17 protein-coding genes are annotated in these 14,403 nt (G+C 31.0%); all 17 read right to left on the reverse strand.

Annotated elements, in window-relative coordinates:
* Positions 1 to 96: 96 nt before the first annotated feature.
* The 17 genes from MFS40622_RS03060 to endA all read right to left on the reverse strand — a co-directional run bounded on the left by MFS40622_RS03060 (position 97) and on the right by endA (position 14,318).
* Positions 97 to 945 (reverse strand): shikimate kinase, encoded by an 849-nt coding sequence (locus MFS40622_RS03060; protein WP_012980211.1) that lies wholly within the window; start codon positions 943 to 945, stop codon positions 97 to 99.
* A 135-nt stretch (positions 946 to 1,080) separates the two neighbouring features.
* A complete protein-coding gene (locus MFS40622_RS03065) occupies positions 1,081 to 1,668 on the reverse strand; it encodes a thermonuclease family protein (protein ID WP_012980212.1) in 588 nt (195 codons plus the stop codon).
* A 20-nt stretch (positions 1,669 to 1,688) separates the two neighbouring features.
* Positions 1,689 to 2,447, reverse strand: coding sequence for an adenosylcobinamide-GDP ribazoletransferase (gene cobS / locus MFS40622_RS03070; protein WP_012980213.1), 759 nt, complete (start codon positions 2,445 to 2,447; stop codon positions 1,689 to 1,691).
* A 19-nt stretch (positions 2,448 to 2,466) separates the two neighbouring features.
* Positions 2,467 to 3,147: a TIGR02253 family HAD-type hydrolase gene (locus MFS40622_RS03075; protein WP_012980214.1), complete on the reverse strand. Its 681-nt coding sequence runs from the start codon at positions 3,145 to 3,147 to the stop codon at positions 2,467 to 2,469.
* A gap of 49 nt (positions 3,148 to 3,196) precedes the next feature.
* Entirely contained in the window at positions 3,197 to 3,478 is a 282-nt protein-coding gene (locus MFS40622_RS03080) for an energy-converting hydrogenase B subunit P (protein WP_012980215.1), read from the reverse strand.
* Positions 3,479 to 3,615: 137 nt separating this feature from the next.
* Positions 3,616 to 3,831 carry an RNA chaperone Hfq gene (locus MFS40622_RS03085; protein WP_012980216.1) on the reverse strand — a complete coding sequence of 72 codons (216 nt, stop codon included), beginning with the start codon at positions 3,829 to 3,831 and terminating at the stop codon, positions 3,616 to 3,618.
* 144 nt (positions 3,832 to 3,975) lie between these two features.
* The gene (locus MFS40622_RS03090) at positions 3,976 to 4,644 is read right to left on the reverse strand and encodes an endonuclease III domain-containing protein (protein WP_012980217.1); all 669 of its coding nucleotides are present in this window, start codon (positions 4,642 to 4,644) and stop codon (positions 3,976 to 3,978) included.
* Entirely contained in the window at positions 4,641 to 5,381 is a 741-nt protein-coding gene (locus MFS40622_RS03095) for a hypothetical protein (RefSeq protein ID WP_012980218.1), read from the reverse strand. Before MFS40622_RS03095 ends, MFS40622_RS03090 begins: the two co-directional genes overlap by 4 nt.
* Position 5,382: 1 nt before the next feature.
* Complete coding sequence (locus MFS40622_RS03100; protein WP_048197440.1) at positions 5,383 to 5,871, reverse strand: RNA-binding protein; 489 nt, start codon at positions 5,869 to 5,871, stop codon at positions 5,383 to 5,385.
* A 26-nt stretch (positions 5,872 to 5,897) separates the two neighbouring features.
* The gene (cofH, locus tag MFS40622_RS03105; RefSeq protein WP_012980220.1) at positions 5,898 to 6,977 is read right to left on the reverse strand and encodes a 5-amino-6-(D-ribitylamino)uracil--L-tyrosine 4-hydroxyphenyl transferase CofH; all 1,080 of its coding nucleotides are present in this window, start codon (positions 6,975 to 6,977) and stop codon (positions 5,898 to 5,900) included.
* 306 nt (positions 6,978 to 7,283) lie between these two features.
* On the reverse strand, positions 7,284 to 7,682 hold the full coding sequence (gene hisI / locus MFS40622_RS03110) for a phosphoribosyl-AMP cyclohydrolase (RefSeq protein ID WP_012980221.1): 399 nt from the start codon (positions 7,680 to 7,682) through the stop codon (positions 7,284 to 7,286).
* Between the two features lie 189 nt (positions 7,683 to 7,871).
* Positions 7,872 to 9,374: an ATP-binding protein gene (locus tag MFS40622_RS03115; RefSeq protein WP_012980222.1), complete on the reverse strand. Its 1,503-nt coding sequence runs from the start codon at positions 9,372 to 9,374 to the stop codon at positions 7,872 to 7,874.
* Positions 9,371 to 11,071: a tetratricopeptide repeat protein gene (locus MFS40622_RS03120; RefSeq protein ID WP_012980223.1), complete on the reverse strand. Its 1,701-nt coding sequence runs from the start codon at positions 11,069 to 11,071 to the stop codon at positions 9,371 to 9,373. The genes MFS40622_RS03115 and MFS40622_RS03120 overlap by 4 nt, the downstream gene beginning before the upstream one ends.
* A 6-nt stretch (positions 11,072 to 11,077) precedes the next feature.
* On the reverse strand, positions 11,078 to 12,064 hold the full coding sequence (locus MFS40622_RS03125) for a beta-ribofuranosylaminobenzene 5'-phosphate synthase (protein WP_012980224.1): 987 nt from the start codon (positions 12,062 to 12,064) through the stop codon (positions 11,078 to 11,080).
* 185 nt (positions 12,065 to 12,249) lie between these two features.
* Positions 12,250 to 12,714 (reverse strand): CBS domain-containing protein, encoded by a 465-nt coding sequence (locus MFS40622_RS03130; RefSeq protein WP_012980225.1) that lies wholly within the window; start codon positions 12,712 to 12,714, stop codon positions 12,250 to 12,252.
* Between the two features lie 21 nt (positions 12,715 to 12,735).
* The gene (comC, locus tag MFS40622_RS03135) at positions 12,736 to 13,770 is read right to left on the reverse strand and encodes an L-sulfolactate dehydrogenase (RefSeq protein WP_012980226.1); all 1,035 of its coding nucleotides are present in this window, start codon (positions 13,768 to 13,770) and stop codon (positions 12,736 to 12,738) included.
* A 23-nt stretch (positions 13,771 to 13,793) separates the two neighbouring features.
* Entirely contained in the window at positions 13,794 to 14,318 is a 525-nt protein-coding gene (gene endA, locus MFS40622_RS03140) for a tRNA-intron lyase (RefSeq protein WP_012980227.1), read from the reverse strand.
* Between the last annotated feature and the right edge of the window lie 85 nt (positions 14,319 to 14,403).

A 14,403-nucleotide genomic window follows, 5' to 3' on the forward strand; every position in this document is an offset into this window, starting at 1 on the left:
ATTTTCTGTATATTTTATTACTACATTATTACAATTTTGGTATTTATAATTTGTCATTAAAAATCATGATAGATTTCATAAAATAAAAAATTAAAATTAGTAAATAGACGCTCCATCATTGTTTGGTTTAGTTAAAATAACTCTTCCATACCTATTTAACTTCTCTTTTACCTTCTCAACATTTTCATCTTCAACTATAGCTATATAACTCGGTCCAGTTCCAGATAAGCCAGCCGTTATTGCTCCAGCTTCTAAGGCATCTATTGCTATCTTTGTTGGAAAGTTTAACGCTGATGCATATAAAATCCCATTCAAAAACAAAGCTTTGAAATAGTTTCCATTAATAGCCTCATTAAAGGCAATTTCAACATAATCTTTTATCAATTTCATTCTATTCACATCAACATTCTTTTCTAAATTGGGAATTAGAACTAAGACGTTTAAATCTTCTCTCATCTTATCTCTTTTTAAAATCTTCCTTTTTATATTGTCAGTTATGGTAATTCCTCCATAGTATGATGCTGTAGCATCATCATAAGCTCCAGTAACTGTTAATTTTTCATCAAAACTTGATTTTATGCCCAAATTTAATATTAGTTCATCATCTATCTTTTCCCCTAATGCATCAAATGTTGCTAAAACAACTGCATTAGAAGTGGCTGAACTACTGCTTAAACCTGATTTTATAGGAATTTCTGTCTTTGTCTCAACATAGGCAGAGTAATTTAACCCAAAATAATCTAATGTATTTTTAACACATCTTACTATTAAATTTGGCTTAATATTTGGATTATCTAAAACTTTCCCTTCTATCTTATTTTTTCCATCGTCTATTAACTTAACTCTTGCATAGACTTTCAAATTTAGCCCAAAAGCTGAGCCCTTACCTGTCGCTATTGCGTTTATTATTGTTCCAGATGCTAACGCATAAGCTCTCCCTTCCATAAGAATCACTGCACTGCTTTTTATCACCATAAATAAAGTGGGGCTGAACGTAGTGAAGCCCCGCTAAATTTTGATGAACCTTTTACTAAAAGGTTCATGATAACGCATAGGCATTTCCTTCCATAAGTTATCCCCTTAATTATTATGCCAATTCCATAAACCTACTCTATCTTCCTTTGCTTCTCTTTCAACTTCTAAGAATTCATCTTTCAACTCAAAATCACTAATATAAACTCTCGCATAACCATATTTTAAAAGCTCTTCATTGAAGTTTATTAAGTTGTTAGAGTTATTTATAAAAATATAAGCTAAATATCTCCCATACTTATCTTTCTTTGGAGCTTTGTTGTCAAAGACAATTATGACTGTTTTATGGTCAAGCTCTTTTTTTGCAAATTCCTTGGCTTTTATCCCCCATTCTCTTAAATAAGTTATGTTTGTTATTGGTGTACCATTTAGTAGATAGTATTCATGAGGGTTATTTTTCTTGTATGTTTCGGGTGTATCAACTCCCAATAACCTAATTTTCCATAATTCTCCATCAACATTTACATAAACAGTGTCTCCATCTACAACTTTAACGACCCTTCCATAATAGTGTTCATGAGTATTTACAAAATTATTATAGTTTTGATAATTTCCATAATTCTCAATACTTTTAAAATCAACACACCCACACAAACTTATAGAAATCAAAATAAAAGCAATTAAAAGCTTTTTCATAATCTCACCACATATAAAACTTAGATTATTAATGAAAATATCTTAATACTTGCTATAATTGTTATTAAAACAACAACCCTCGTTATTTCATTTGAAGCTCCCAATATATCTCCATTAACCCCACCAAAATGCTTTTTAGCTATTTTAGCCATACACAAACCAGTAATTATTGCTGTTATTATAGCTATTATAACGATTTTCCTATCAACCCCACTAAATATTAAAAGTAGCGGGAGAGATAAAATAATTCCAATTGTTAAAAACTTTTCATCTGCCTTTTTAACAAAGTATCTTCCAGTTCCTTCAATTAAAGGACTTCCAAACGTTGAACAGCTCAGCATCCCAAGCTTTGCACAAACCTCTACGACCAGTAAGTATAGAATGTTGATGTCTAAAATATAAGACATGGATGCAACTGTCATTAAATTGATAAAAAAGGAAAAAACTAAACCACCACAACCAATATACCTATCTTTCATTGCCATTAATTTCTTTTTTTTGTCTCCAACAGCCATCCATCCATCTCCAAAATCAATTAAACCATCTATATGATGGAAACCGTTTAAATATTCAATAAAAAATAAAATTAAAATAGCTGCTAAAAAATCAGGAAACAAAAAACTAAAAATATACCCAAATATTAAGCTAAAAATTCCGAATATGTAGCCAATTAAAATAATTAAATAAAAATAGTTGGCAATATCTTCAAAATCAAAATCTTCCACATAGATTGGAATTCTTGTAAAAAATGACAACAGTGCTTTAAACTCCTTAAACATCACTATCCCCAAAATTTTATTATTTTAGGTTTTTAATAATATCTACGAGTTCTTGAAGAGAGTTTATTGTGTAATCGCTATATCCATCATCTTCCATATCTTTATATTTGCCTTTCAATATTCTAACTGTTATCATCCCCAGTTCCTTTGCTGGTTTTATATCCTTATCAACCCTATCCCCAACATATACAGTTTCCTCTGCCTTTAAACCCATTCTACTCAATGCATATTTAAAAAACTCTAAATGAGGCTTTCCTAAACCAAACTCCTCTGAAGTAATAACATCATCAAAGAACGGATGAATTCCCAACCTAATAAGTTTTTCCCATTGCTTTATGGTTAACCCATCAGTTATAACTCCCAACTTTAGTCCCATTGCCTTAAGTTCTATTAATGTCTTTATTGTATGAGGATAGGGTCTTAACAAAGCTACTTTAACGTTATGGTAGGTTATTATTCCAGTGGTTATTATCTTTGGGTCGTATCTTCCTAAAACAGCTTTAACCAAATCATCAAAGTGCTTTCCATAGTTTGAACCTTTGTCTTTGATGATTTTATTTAATATATCCATTGCCTCATCAAATTCTATATTTAAACCAGCATCTATCATTGATTTAACCGCTTCTCTCCTTGCAATTTTGACGAATTCTGATGAGTTGTATAGGGTGTCATCTAAATCAAATAAAATTCCTTTTATCATATCTTACTCCCTTTTTAAGATTTTTAATTAAAATTAATCAAATACCTACTTATGCTTTTTTTACTTTTTCCTTAACCATTTGGAATAATCCAACAAAGTCATCATCCTCATTCACTGGAACAACAATTAAGCCCAATTTTCTATGCCTCTCTATCCAATCCTCATCATAGACAGGAACTTCTATCTTTATCGGCTCGTCAGTTGGATTTCCAACTATAACATTTCTGTATGGGAATGGCTTTACATCGTCTCCTTCATAAGGAAATATGGTTTCTCTAATATACCCCCCTAAAGCCATGGTCATTCTTGGTAATAAAACCATCTTTGGCATTTTATATCCCCTTAATTTAAAGTTGTAAAAAGTAATATATTAACCTCTCAGATTTAAACTTAACTAAAATAGTTTATATCCATTCATCGGTATTTATAAATTATGTATAACAAATAAAAAAGAAAAAAGAGAAATAATTAGTATTCTATGTAGTCAATGGCATGTTTAAATATTAATAGGTTTCTATCCCCAACTTTTACCATTATTTCGTAGTTGGATACTCCTGTAACTTCAGCATCTAACACTTCCCCATTTCTTAAGAATATTTTTACTTTTTTCCAGTTTAATCTTCTTGCATATTCAAAGTTTGGGATAACTTTCTTTGGCTGCTGTTTTTTTGCTGGTCTATTCATCTACTCCACCTTTTAATATCTTATAAATATCAACCCTTATAATTTCCAATCACATATATATACTTTTTTATAATGTTTTTCAAAACTTTTTAAAATAATCAAAGGTATAGATGAACGCCTTCCTTTGGAAGCGTTCAAACTTCCTTAATAAATTTTGTTAATTTTGAAAAACACTATTGGGCAGTTATCACATAATGGCTTTTTCCTACAGAACTTTTTACAGTGCTCTACTATTAACGCATGATATTCTTTGTATATTTCCAAATCTTTTGGCAGAGATTTCTCAAATATTTCCTTAATTTCATCGTATTTAGCTTTTTCATTAATTATCCCTAACCTACTAAACATTCTCTTTGTGTATGCATCAACAACAAAGCTCTCCCTATCTAACGCATACAACAAAATACTATCAGCCGTTTCTTTCCCAACACCGTTTATTGATAAGAGTTCAGCCCTTAATGTTAAAGTATCTTTATCTGTTTTAGCCATCTCTTCTGTATTTCCATAGTTATCAACAATAAATTTAGTTACATTTTTTAGACGCTTAGCTTTTAAATTATAAAATCCAGCTGGCTTTATAAGTTCTTTTAATTTATCTTCATCAACATTAAGTATTTTTTCTTCATCCAATAAATTCTCATTTTTTAAGTTATTAATGGCTTTTTCCACATTTTTCCAACTTGTATTTTGGGTTAAAATTGCTCCAACAACAACCTCATACCTTGTTTCAGCAGGCCACCAATTCTGGTTTCCGTAATAGTTCAATAAAATTCTGTATATATTGTATATTATCTCAAATCTATTCTCCCTCATTTATCATCCCTTATGATTATAGATTTTTTATCAAATGGATTTGCTCTCACACATAAAGAATAGAGATATGGATAATTGTCTTTTAAGTGCATTAGATAGTTTAGCCATTGAATTATTAGCAATCTATATACTCTTATAATATCATTCTTTAAATGTTCTAAGTCACTTTTTGGGAGGTTGCTTAAATCTTCTCTTCTGTGCAACTCATCCGCTAAGTGAAACACTGCCATTAGTAATTCAGTAAAATCTTCATGCTCCAATAGCATAGGATTTTCCATCAATCTTAAAAGAAAATCTTTATTTCTTTCCAACAGATTTTTAAGTCCATATAAATCAATTTTCTCCATATCTATGTTGCAATCATAGCTTTTTAATAACTTTTTTATCCTTTCAAAAGTTTTATCATCCCAATCTTCTGATACTTTTAAGTAATCCTTTATATTCCCTACATCACCATTTAAAATTATTTTTAAAAGCTCTTCTCCAACAGTATTAAAAAAAGCCCCAACCACCATATTTAATTTTTCCAATATCTTCTTTTTCTCCCTATAATCTAAAATTCTTTCAATGATTAAACTCACAATCAAAACTTCAATAGGGACAAATGCTAAGTGCAATAAAAAATAGCTTAATATGTAATCAACCTTCCTAAAAATCAAAAAATGTATTAAATAAACTAATATGGATAAAAAAATTAGGGAAATACCTATTGTTAATAAATATCTCTTGTCATTCATCTTATCCCTTAAAATTCCAGATTTTATCCCCTACATAGTGAAGGTTTTTAATAGCTTTTCCTTTATCTGCTTCTTTCATCTCTTTTCCATTCATTAATGCAATTCCAACACATATTGGCTTTTTATGGGTTTCATCTACAACAAAAACAATATCTTCCTCTTTAATGTTTTCATCTGCCTCTACAATTCCCGGAGCCATTACATCTGCCCCATTTATTAAGAATTTTATAGCTCCCATATCAACTACAACTAAATTTTTATTAGGGAGGGATTTTAATAACAATTTTAATGTTGGAATTACTTTATCATCTTTTTTAAATGCAATTGGTTCTTTATCAACCAATATTATCTCAAAGTCATCGGTTATAGCTATTTCCACATTACCTTTTTTTGGAATTATCTCATCAACATTTTCAAAAAACTCCTCTAATTCTTTTTTTATTTTTTTGACATCTTTTTTGCTTAGAAAATACCTCTTCCTTATTTCCAATCTCTCACCTTTTATAAATAAATTGCTCACTCTAAAATTTTATACAGAGTAGTTCTCTCCTTAGGAATTAACCCAACTCTTTTAATCATATCCCGAATTTCCTCAACGCTCATATAAACTCCATGCTCAGCTCCTGCACTTCTTGATATATTCTCCTCTATTAAAGTACCACCAACATCATTAGCTCCACATCTTAAAGCAACCTGAACCATCTTTTTTCCTAATTTAACCCATGATGCCTGGATATTTTTTATCAATCCTTTAAATATTATTCTGCTAATAGCAAAAACCTTCAAATCCTCAATACCAGTAGCTCCTGCTCTTGCTTTCCCCTCTTTATAAATTGGGGCAAATCTATGCATAAATGAGAGAGGAACAAATTCAGTAAAGCCGTTTGTCTCTTCCTGAATCTCCTTAATTATAAATAGATGATTAACCCAGTGCTTATAGCTATCAATATGCCCATACATCATTGTTGCAGTTGTAGGAATGCCTAATTTATGAGCCTCCTTAATAATATAGATCCATTCTTTTGTTTTTATTTTGTTTGGGCATAACTCCGCCCTAATTTCATCATCCAAAATCTCTGCTGCAGTTCCTGGCATACTATTAAGTCCATGTTCCTTTAAAATCTTTAATGCTTCTTTAATAGTTAAACCAGCATTTTCAGCTCCAAAATAAACCTCCATTGGTGAGAACGCATGTATATGGATATCTCCATACGGCTTTGTTGCCTCATGCACAGCCTTTAAAATTTCTGCCTGGTAATAGGTGTCTATCTTTGGATGCAATCCTCCCTGAATACAAACCTCAGTGCATCCAAATTTTTTTGCTTCCACAGCCCTTTTAGCAATCTCATCAATATCTAAGAAATATGCATGACTATCGTTTTCGTTAGCTCTGAATGCACAGAATCTACAGTTTCCAACACAGATGTTTGTGAAGTTTATATTTCTATTTACAACATAGGTAACAGTATCACCAACTTCTTCCTTTCTTAAAGAATCTGCAAATTTAAACAACTCAAATATAATCTCATCATCTTCAAATAGCTCTAATGCCTCTTTTTTTGATATATCCTTCTCTCTAAATTTTTCTAAATCCATGTTCTCATCTCTTAGAGTATAGTGTTTTTCAAAAGTTATTAAAATTAATTAGGAATATTTGAACACCTTCTTTTAAGAAGGTGTTCATTAATACCTTAGTTATTCCAGAAGCCATAGAGGCTACGCCCCTATTGGCACAGGACTTTCACAGGAATAATTTTTCTTATTGAATATTGATGCCATTAGCATCTAAATTCCTTAATAATCTAAAAACTGTGAAAGTCCTGTGGGTATACCCCAATTTAATTTACACCTTCGAGCGTAAGCGAGGAGGTGTTAGGTTTTGGTTAAGCTTTTACTAAAAGGTTATTCTAAAGAATTTTGAAAAACACTATAGTATTCTTCAGTTATTTTTAGTTCTCCATCCTCTATTTTATAATGGAAGCATGAATAATAACCCTCATGACATGCAACTCCCTTCTGTTCAACTATAAATAACAGAGCATCTCCATCACAATCTCTATAAAATTTTATTAGTTTTTGAACATTTCCACTTTCTTCACCTTTTCTCCACAATTTTTTCCTACTTGTTGAATAATAATGCATATATCCAGTTTCTAATGTCTTTTTTAATGCCTCCTCATTCATAAATGCAACCATCAATACATTTTTATTCTCATCACACGTTATTGCTAAAATTAATCTCTCTCCTTCTATATTTCTAAATTTTAGGTTTAATTTTTTAATTATTCCATCTATGTCCATTAAAATCACCAATTATCTGGGTAATTTTAAGAGGCACTGCCGAGCGTAGCGAGGCAGTGCATCCTGGGTATCCCAATAGGGCGAAGCCCTATGGTTCTCTGAATTTTAGGTTTAGTTTTTTAATTGTCTCGTTTATATCCATTAAAATCACCAATTGAGGAGTTTAGTATTATTTTGATTTTTTCTACATTACCAATCATCTAAACCCATCCACTCTCCAACTATATTTATATCCTTTCCTCCATATACCCCATCAAATTTATCAATTTTAACTATTGATGGTAGAGATATCGCATTTCCTACTATAATCGCTTCTCCAATACCTAAAGAAGCTAAATCCTTTGCTAAATCTTCACCTAACTCTTCTGAAGCCCTTTGAATATATTTTTGGTCTTCTGGTTCGACTATTCTTAAAATTATCTTAGTGTTCGTTTGAGATAAAACATCTGGATGTAATTGCTTAGGCCTTTGAGATACTAAACCTAAGCCAACACCAAATTTCCTACCCTCTCTTGCTATTTTCCCCAACCATAAGCTTGCTGAATTACTCTCGTTTATTGGAATAAAGATATGGGCTTCTTCCACAATTAACAGCATAGGTTTTGTTACTACTTTGTAGTGTGATTCAATAATGTCTAAGTTTGACTGTGCAACTCTTCTAATTTCCTCATTAATACTATATACATCTTTTAATGATTTTAAGTATGATATCCTTTTTGAAAAAAGATGTTTGGCTATAAAACCAACAAAAGTTACCATTTGAGGAATCTCCAATCCGCTTAAATTAACGATGTTTATTTTTCCAATTTCAAATTCTTCGATTACATCTTTATCCCCAATATTTAGTGCATACTCTAATTTAAATTTGCTAATAATATCAATGAGAGACATTAATATAACGAAATCTTCCTTTTCTAATTTTCTTCTATCGTAATTTCTTCTTAACGGGTTGTAATATTTAATTTCCCAGCCAACTGATGCTATCTTACTCCACTCATAGAGTATATTTTCTATTTTTTCAATAAACTCAATCCCTTTAGCATCTGGATATTCATGTTTTACAGTATGGTATGCAAATTCTATATAAACTCTCTTTTCTATCTCATTATCCCCTATCCCAATTAAATTAGCAAATTCACTTGGAGTTAATAAAACAGGGTTTATTGTTGGATTTATTACCTTTATTTTCCCCTCCAGGTCTTCATGATATAAGGAAGTGTATTCCCCATGAGGGTCTATCATTATTACAGTTCCATTTTTCTTTGCAAGTTCTCTACATAAAACAGATACAGTATTCGACTTACCTCCCCCAGTTATAGAGAGTATAGCAAAATGTCTTGATACGAGTTTATTTGTATCTAAATAAACCCTAACATTATCTCTTGTCAGCAAATGGCCTATGTTCAACCCGTCTGGAGTTAGATATAGGTTAGTTAGTGTCTCATCATCACACAATCTAACCTCACTGTTCGGGAGTATTGGTGTTCTGTTTGGGATTATTTTATTTCCTTCCAGTACACCAATGACTTTAACTTCACCAACAAATTTCTCAATATCTGCAACTACATTTTTAATAACCCCTAATACCTCCTTGTTATCAACATTTTTTGCAATTACATACTCTCCAAATCTTATCTTTTCAAGGGATTCGAAAGTGAAATGTGTTGTTGTAGTTTTTCCTACAACCTTCATAGCATACACCCAAGTTTTTGGAGAAGTTCTTTTATTTGCATTAAAACGCTCTCGTCAGATTTATAGTCATCAAGTAATTCGCAGTATCTGTACATCTCGAATGATAACTTAGACTTTATATCATTAACCATCTGGGATATTTCATCTAAGCTTATGTATGATTCGATAAAAGATAAATAGATATATGCTCCAATGGGATTGTTGTTTACCATGTACTTCCATAGGTTTGATGCATAGAAACAAGTAATATTCGGTTTGTGATACATCACAGGAATATCGAACAGAACTGACTGTATCTCAAGATTCGTAGGTTTTCCGTTTCTTAATTTTTCCAATATATTGTCAATTTCACATGTAAATTGTAGAGAATTAACGATTTTCAAAATCTTTGTGTATGTTGTTATTGCCTCATCAATTTTTCCAGATTTTTCAAGAACTATTGCGAGAGATTTCAATGTGTCAATATCTTTTGGATTCACCCTTAAAGCATTTATAAAAGATTCGTATGCATCTTTGTAATTGCCTAACTTGTAATAAATATATCCTTTGACATACCACCATCTACTGCTATTTTCCATATTTATTAAATTATCTACATATTTCATGGCTTCGTAATAGTATCTTGAGATTCCTGTTGTCTCAGCTTTTCCAATTAAAGAGTATAGGTTGAGTATGCTAATATCTTCCTCTGAAAGCTCTTCAAGGTATGTTTCTAAAACCTTATCAAAAAAGTTTGAGGATTTTTCCAATTCTCCTTTTCTATAATAGAGTATGGCCAATCCAAAATACGCATACGGATTTTGTGGATTTAGCTTAATTGCCTTATTATATGCTTCTATAGCTCCATCTTCATCTCCAAGCTTGTATAGTATATCTCCTTTTTTTGCGTAATATAGACTCCTATTGAATATTGATATCGATTTATCAATATACTCGAGGGCTTTTTTATATTCTTCAAAGATTTCTGCAATTACACTTTTGTAATAGTAGGATATATCAGAATTTTCATCTATCTGAAGCACCTTATTGAAGATTTTTAATGCATTAATGTAATCTTTCTTTTTTATCATTGTAAGTCCATTATTTAAATCTTCGTAAGAGTTTATAGCATCTACAACTTTTTCCATACATTCAACGATTTTTTTACATTCATGATTTGGATTTTCTTTCAATATTTTGTTAAAGGTATCGTATGCTTTATCAATGTCCCCAAACAGTAGATAAACTTTCCCCGCCTTAAATAATGCATTAAGATTTTTTGAATTTATTTTATATGATTTTAAATAGTATTTCAAAGCCTCTTCATATCTACCATACTTAACAGATATATCCCCTAAAATTTCAAATAATTCATCGTTTTTAATCTTTTCAGATGCATTTTTAAGATATTTGTATGCTACAAGTATCTCTCCTCGTTTATAGTGTATGAGTCCTTTAAGATATGCAAAATATACGTTTGATGGAGATATTTTTAATGCCTCATTTATTGCTTCAAGTGCAGAGTCATATTTTTGTAAATGATAGAGTGCATAGGCAAGATTAAACCAATCAATAGGGTTGTTATTTTTCTTTTCTAATGCTTTTAAGTAGCATTCAACTGCTTTGTCATATATTCCTTCATCTAAGTAATAATTAGCCTCAGTAACCCAATCCTCATAGGATTTAAGTTTTTCACTAATTTTCTTAAATAAATTCATTATGAATCACCACATCTTATGCCCCACATTATTTGCTTTAGTTATAATTATATCTCCATAAATCCCATGTTTCTCAAAAACTTCATTAACTTTTTCAACGATTAATTTTTTATCCCCAAAGGCATAAATTGTTGGGCCAAAGCTTGAAAGTCCTGCATAAACATCTTTATGCAATTCATTAATTAAATCCTTTACAATCTGTGATTGTAAAGAAAGTTCAACTTTTTTAAAGCCTAAATATTGAAGTTTATTAACCACTTCTCCAAAATCATTAAAATTTTTCTCAACCACCGCTGGCATCATCTTCATCAATACGAGATGGCAGATTTTCTCAACTTCATTTAAAGGAACTGGGCAGTATTTTTTAAATATGTCTATCTCTTTTTTTCCATAGACGTGTTCTCCTTTTGGTATTATTAATATAATTTCCCAATCAAAATCATGTCTAAATATTATTGGAGCTGGTTTAACACCTTTTGATGCAGATGAAGGTCTAAAATCCTCTTTATCTTTACCTTTACCAAAACTATGCCCTCCATCAATTAAAAATCCTCCAAATTCAAAAGCTCCTATTCCAATACCAGAAGTCCCCCCCCTTCCAGTAATTTTGGCTATCTCATATCCACTCATTTCTTTATTGTATATCGTAGATATTAATTTCCCCGCCGCCAAAGATAGCTGTGTTCCACTACCAAGACCAGAATGAGCTGGAAATAGAGAGAGAATTTTTAAATCAACCCCTTCTCCACCAACAACATCTAAAACTTTGATAGCAGTGTTATACACTCTATCTCTAATAGATTCTATATAATTCTCCCCAAATTTCTCAATCAATTTTTTATCAAACTCAATATTTATTTCATCGCTTTCTTTTCCCTCAATTTTTATATTTGGTTCTTCTAAAGCCATGCCAATGCCTCCATCTACCCTCCCAATTGAACCGTTTAAATCTATAAGCCCCATGTGGATTCTTGATGGTGTTTGAATTATCATAATATCCCACCATTATTAGGTTTTAAAGAAATAACAAATAATCCGATGTTCTATAAATTATAATATTTACAACAAAAAAATAAAAAGTTTGGTAGAACTTTAGCAGGAATAAATGTTTTATTGCTTATGGACATCCTTTAGATGTCTAAGTTCCAAAGTAGATATATAAGCTGCGAAAGTCCCACTTAAATTAATGCTTCTATTAAATCCCCTCTTGTAACAATACCAATTAAATTTCCTTCATCATCAACTACTGGTAATCTTTTAATGTTATTTTCAACCATCAACTTTGCTGCATCGTTAATTGTCATATCTGGCTTAGCAACAATAACTTTTCTTGTCATTACATCTCTAACCTTTGTTTTTAATGCATTTTTTAAATCTTCCATAAATTCTTCTATCTTTAAAGCTGTTCTTAAAGGCAATTCAATCAAATCTAATGGTGATGGCAAAATGAGATTTAAATCTTCATTATGTGTAACAATGGTTTTAACTATGTCACTCTCTGATATTATCCCAACTAATTTTCCATCTTTATTTAAAACTGGAGCCCCACTTATCTTATTTTCCCTAAATAATTTTATTACATCGATTAAATCATCATCTTCATAAACCACAATGGGTTTTTTCATAATATCTTTTATTAGCATTATTTCACCGTCTATTTTTATTTATTCAATATACTCTTCAATATTTAATCCCAACTCATTACAAATTTCTTTTAGTTGATTGTATAAGTTTTCATCAATTTCAAATCCATCTTTCCTTTTGGCTTTATTTCTCTCCTCTATTTCTCCAGGGATTAGTATCTCAAATCCTTCAGCTGGTTCTGAAGTCTTAATCTCTTCTAACAACTCATCAACTTTTTCTTTAAATTTCTCCCTCCCCATAAAGAATTCTGGATTTATAGCTATAAATAAATCTCCTTTAGTGCATCTTTCTTTTGGATTAGCAGTTCCTTTCACTTTAGTTCCAACCTCAGCCCCACCAATAGCAGATAACATCTCAATAGCTAATGCCAATCCATAACCCTTAGGCCCTCCAAATGGTAATATACATCCTTCTAATGCCTTAGCAGGGTCTGTTGTTGGTTTTCCATCTTTATCTACTGCACAACCTTCTGGAATCTTTATTTTTTTTCTTAACGCCTCTAAAATCTTTCCTCTCGCTATTGATGCAGTTGCCATATCTAAGGAAAATTTATACTTATTCCCTTTAAATGCTATGGCTATTGGATTTGTTCCTAAAATTTTCTCTTTTCCTCCAAAAGGAGCCATAGCTGGTTCTGTGTTTGTTATTGTTATTCCAATCATATCTTGATTCATAGCCAACTCTGAATAATAGCCAGCAATACCAAAGTGATTAGCATTTTTTGTAGCAACAACTCCAACTCCAACATTTTTTGCTTTTTCTATAGCTAATTCCATAGCTTTTTTTCCAATAACTTGCCCTAAGCCAAAATCACCATCTACAACTGCTGTAGCAGTGCTTTCTTTAACTATTTTTATATCTGACTTTGGATTTATGTTTCCTAATTTTAAGGCAGTTATGTAATGTGGAAACCTCCCAATTCCATGGGAAGTGAAGCCTTTCAAATCAGCATCAACAAAAACATCTGCAGTTATTTTAGCATCTTCCTCTGGAACACCAAATTTCTTTAAAACATCAATTATCAGCTTTCTTTCATTTTCTGGCTTTAAAATCATTATATCCCCCCAAAATTTTTAATTTATGGTTTTACATAAGCCATGTTATAATAGACAATGTCTCCATCTGCATCAACTATTGCTATGAGTAATTTTTTTCTAACTGAATGAGCCACTCTAACAAATCCAGTTAGCTCACTTAATAGAAAAGAGCTATCTTCAGTAAATACCTTAACCAAATAAACAGAGTGTTCTTTATCTATGTTGGCTCCTCTCTCATAGAGCCTAAAATCAGCCCCATATTTTAGGCCGGTTTTTACTATGTAACCTCTTGTTCTTAAATCTTTATAAACTAAATATTTTAAGCAGAGTCTCTCTTCAATATTTTTTGCATATTCATATAGCTCTTCAAAACTCATTATCTTGCTGTCTTTGTTTTTAACTTCTAACCATCCTAAATTTACTAAATAGAGGGCTTCAACCAAAGATAATGATAAAAAATTTCCTTCAACATTTCCATAATGCCTTGCTGATAACTTAGATATCCCATTTTTGTCAAAAACTATGACTCTATCTCCATCCAGCAATCCAATAATTTTTTTGCCCATTTTATCTCTCACCAATTATTATTTTATAATCAATCTTAAAAGATATTGTAAGCAATAAAATAAATATTGTGTGGTTTTGGTTATC

It is taken from the genome of Methanocaldococcus sp. FS406-22 (genome assembly GCF_000025525.1).
In the GTDB taxonomy this organism is placed as follows: domain Archaea; phylum AGJL01; class Methanococci; order Methanococcales; family Methanocaldococcaceae; genus Methanocaldococcus.

What these genes read in the sequence shown, in the direction of transcription:
- MFS40622_RS03060 (WP_012980211.1), bottom strand. Translation starts at nt 945, where the DNA reads ATGGAAGGGAGAGCTTATGCGTTAGCATCTGGAACAATAATAAACGCA.
- MFS40622_RS03065 (WP_012980212.1), bottom strand. Translation starts at nt 1,668, where the DNA reads ATGAAAAAGCTTTTAATTGCTTTTATTTTGATTTCTATAAGTTTGTGT.
- cobS (WP_012980213.1), bottom strand. Translation starts at nt 2,447, where the DNA reads ATGTTTAAGGAGTTTAAAGCACTGTTGTCATTTTTTACAAGAATTCCA.
- MFS40622_RS03075 (WP_012980214.1), bottom strand. Translation starts at nt 3,147, where the DNA reads ATGATAAAAGGAATTTTATTTGATTTAGATGACACCCTATACAACTCA.
- MFS40622_RS03080 (WP_012980215.1), bottom strand. Translation starts at nt 3,478, where the DNA reads ATGCCAAAGATGGTTTTATTACCAAGAATGACCATGGCTTTAGGGGGG.
- MFS40622_RS03085 (WP_012980216.1), bottom strand. Translation starts at nt 3,831, where the DNA reads ATGAATAGACCAGCAAAAAAACAGCAGCCAAAGAAAGTTATCCCAAAC.
- MFS40622_RS03090 (WP_012980217.1), bottom strand. Translation starts at nt 4,644, where the DNA reads ATGAGGGAGAATAGATTTGAGATAATATACAATATATACAGAATTTTA.
- MFS40622_RS03095 (WP_012980218.1), bottom strand. Translation starts at nt 5,381, where the DNA reads ATGAATGACAAGAGATATTTATTAACAATAGGTATTTCCCTAATTTTT.
- cofH (WP_012980220.1), bottom strand. Translation starts at nt 6,977, where the DNA reads ATGGATTTAGAAAAATTTAGAGAGAAGGATATATCAAAAAAAGAGGCA.
- hisI (WP_012980221.1), bottom strand. Translation starts at nt 7,682, where the DNA reads ATGGACATAGATGGAATAATTAAAAAATTAAACCTAAAATTTAGAAAT.
- MFS40622_RS03115 (WP_012980222.1), bottom strand. Translation starts at nt 9,374, where the DNA reads ATGAAGGTTGTAGGAAAAACTACAACAACACATTTCACTTTCGAATCC.
- MFS40622_RS03120 (WP_012980223.1), bottom strand. Translation starts at nt 11,071, where the DNA reads ATGAATTTATTTAAGAAAATTAGTGAAAAACTTAAATCCTATGAGGAT.
- MFS40622_RS03125 (WP_012980224.1), bottom strand. Translation starts at nt 12,064, where the DNA reads ATGATAATTCAAACACCATCAAGAATCCACATGGGGCTTATAGATTTA.
- MFS40622_RS03130 (WP_012980225.1), bottom strand. Translation starts at nt 12,714, where the DNA reads ATGCTAATAAAAGATATTATGAAAAAACCCATTGTGGTTTATGAAGAT.
- comC (WP_012980226.1), bottom strand. Translation starts at nt 13,770, where the DNA reads ATGATTTTAAAGCCAGAAAATGAAAGAAAGCTGATAATTGATGTTTTA.
- endA (WP_012980227.1), bottom strand. Translation starts at nt 14,318, where the DNA reads ATGGGCAAAAAAATTATTGGATTGCTGGATGGAGATAGAGTCATAGTT.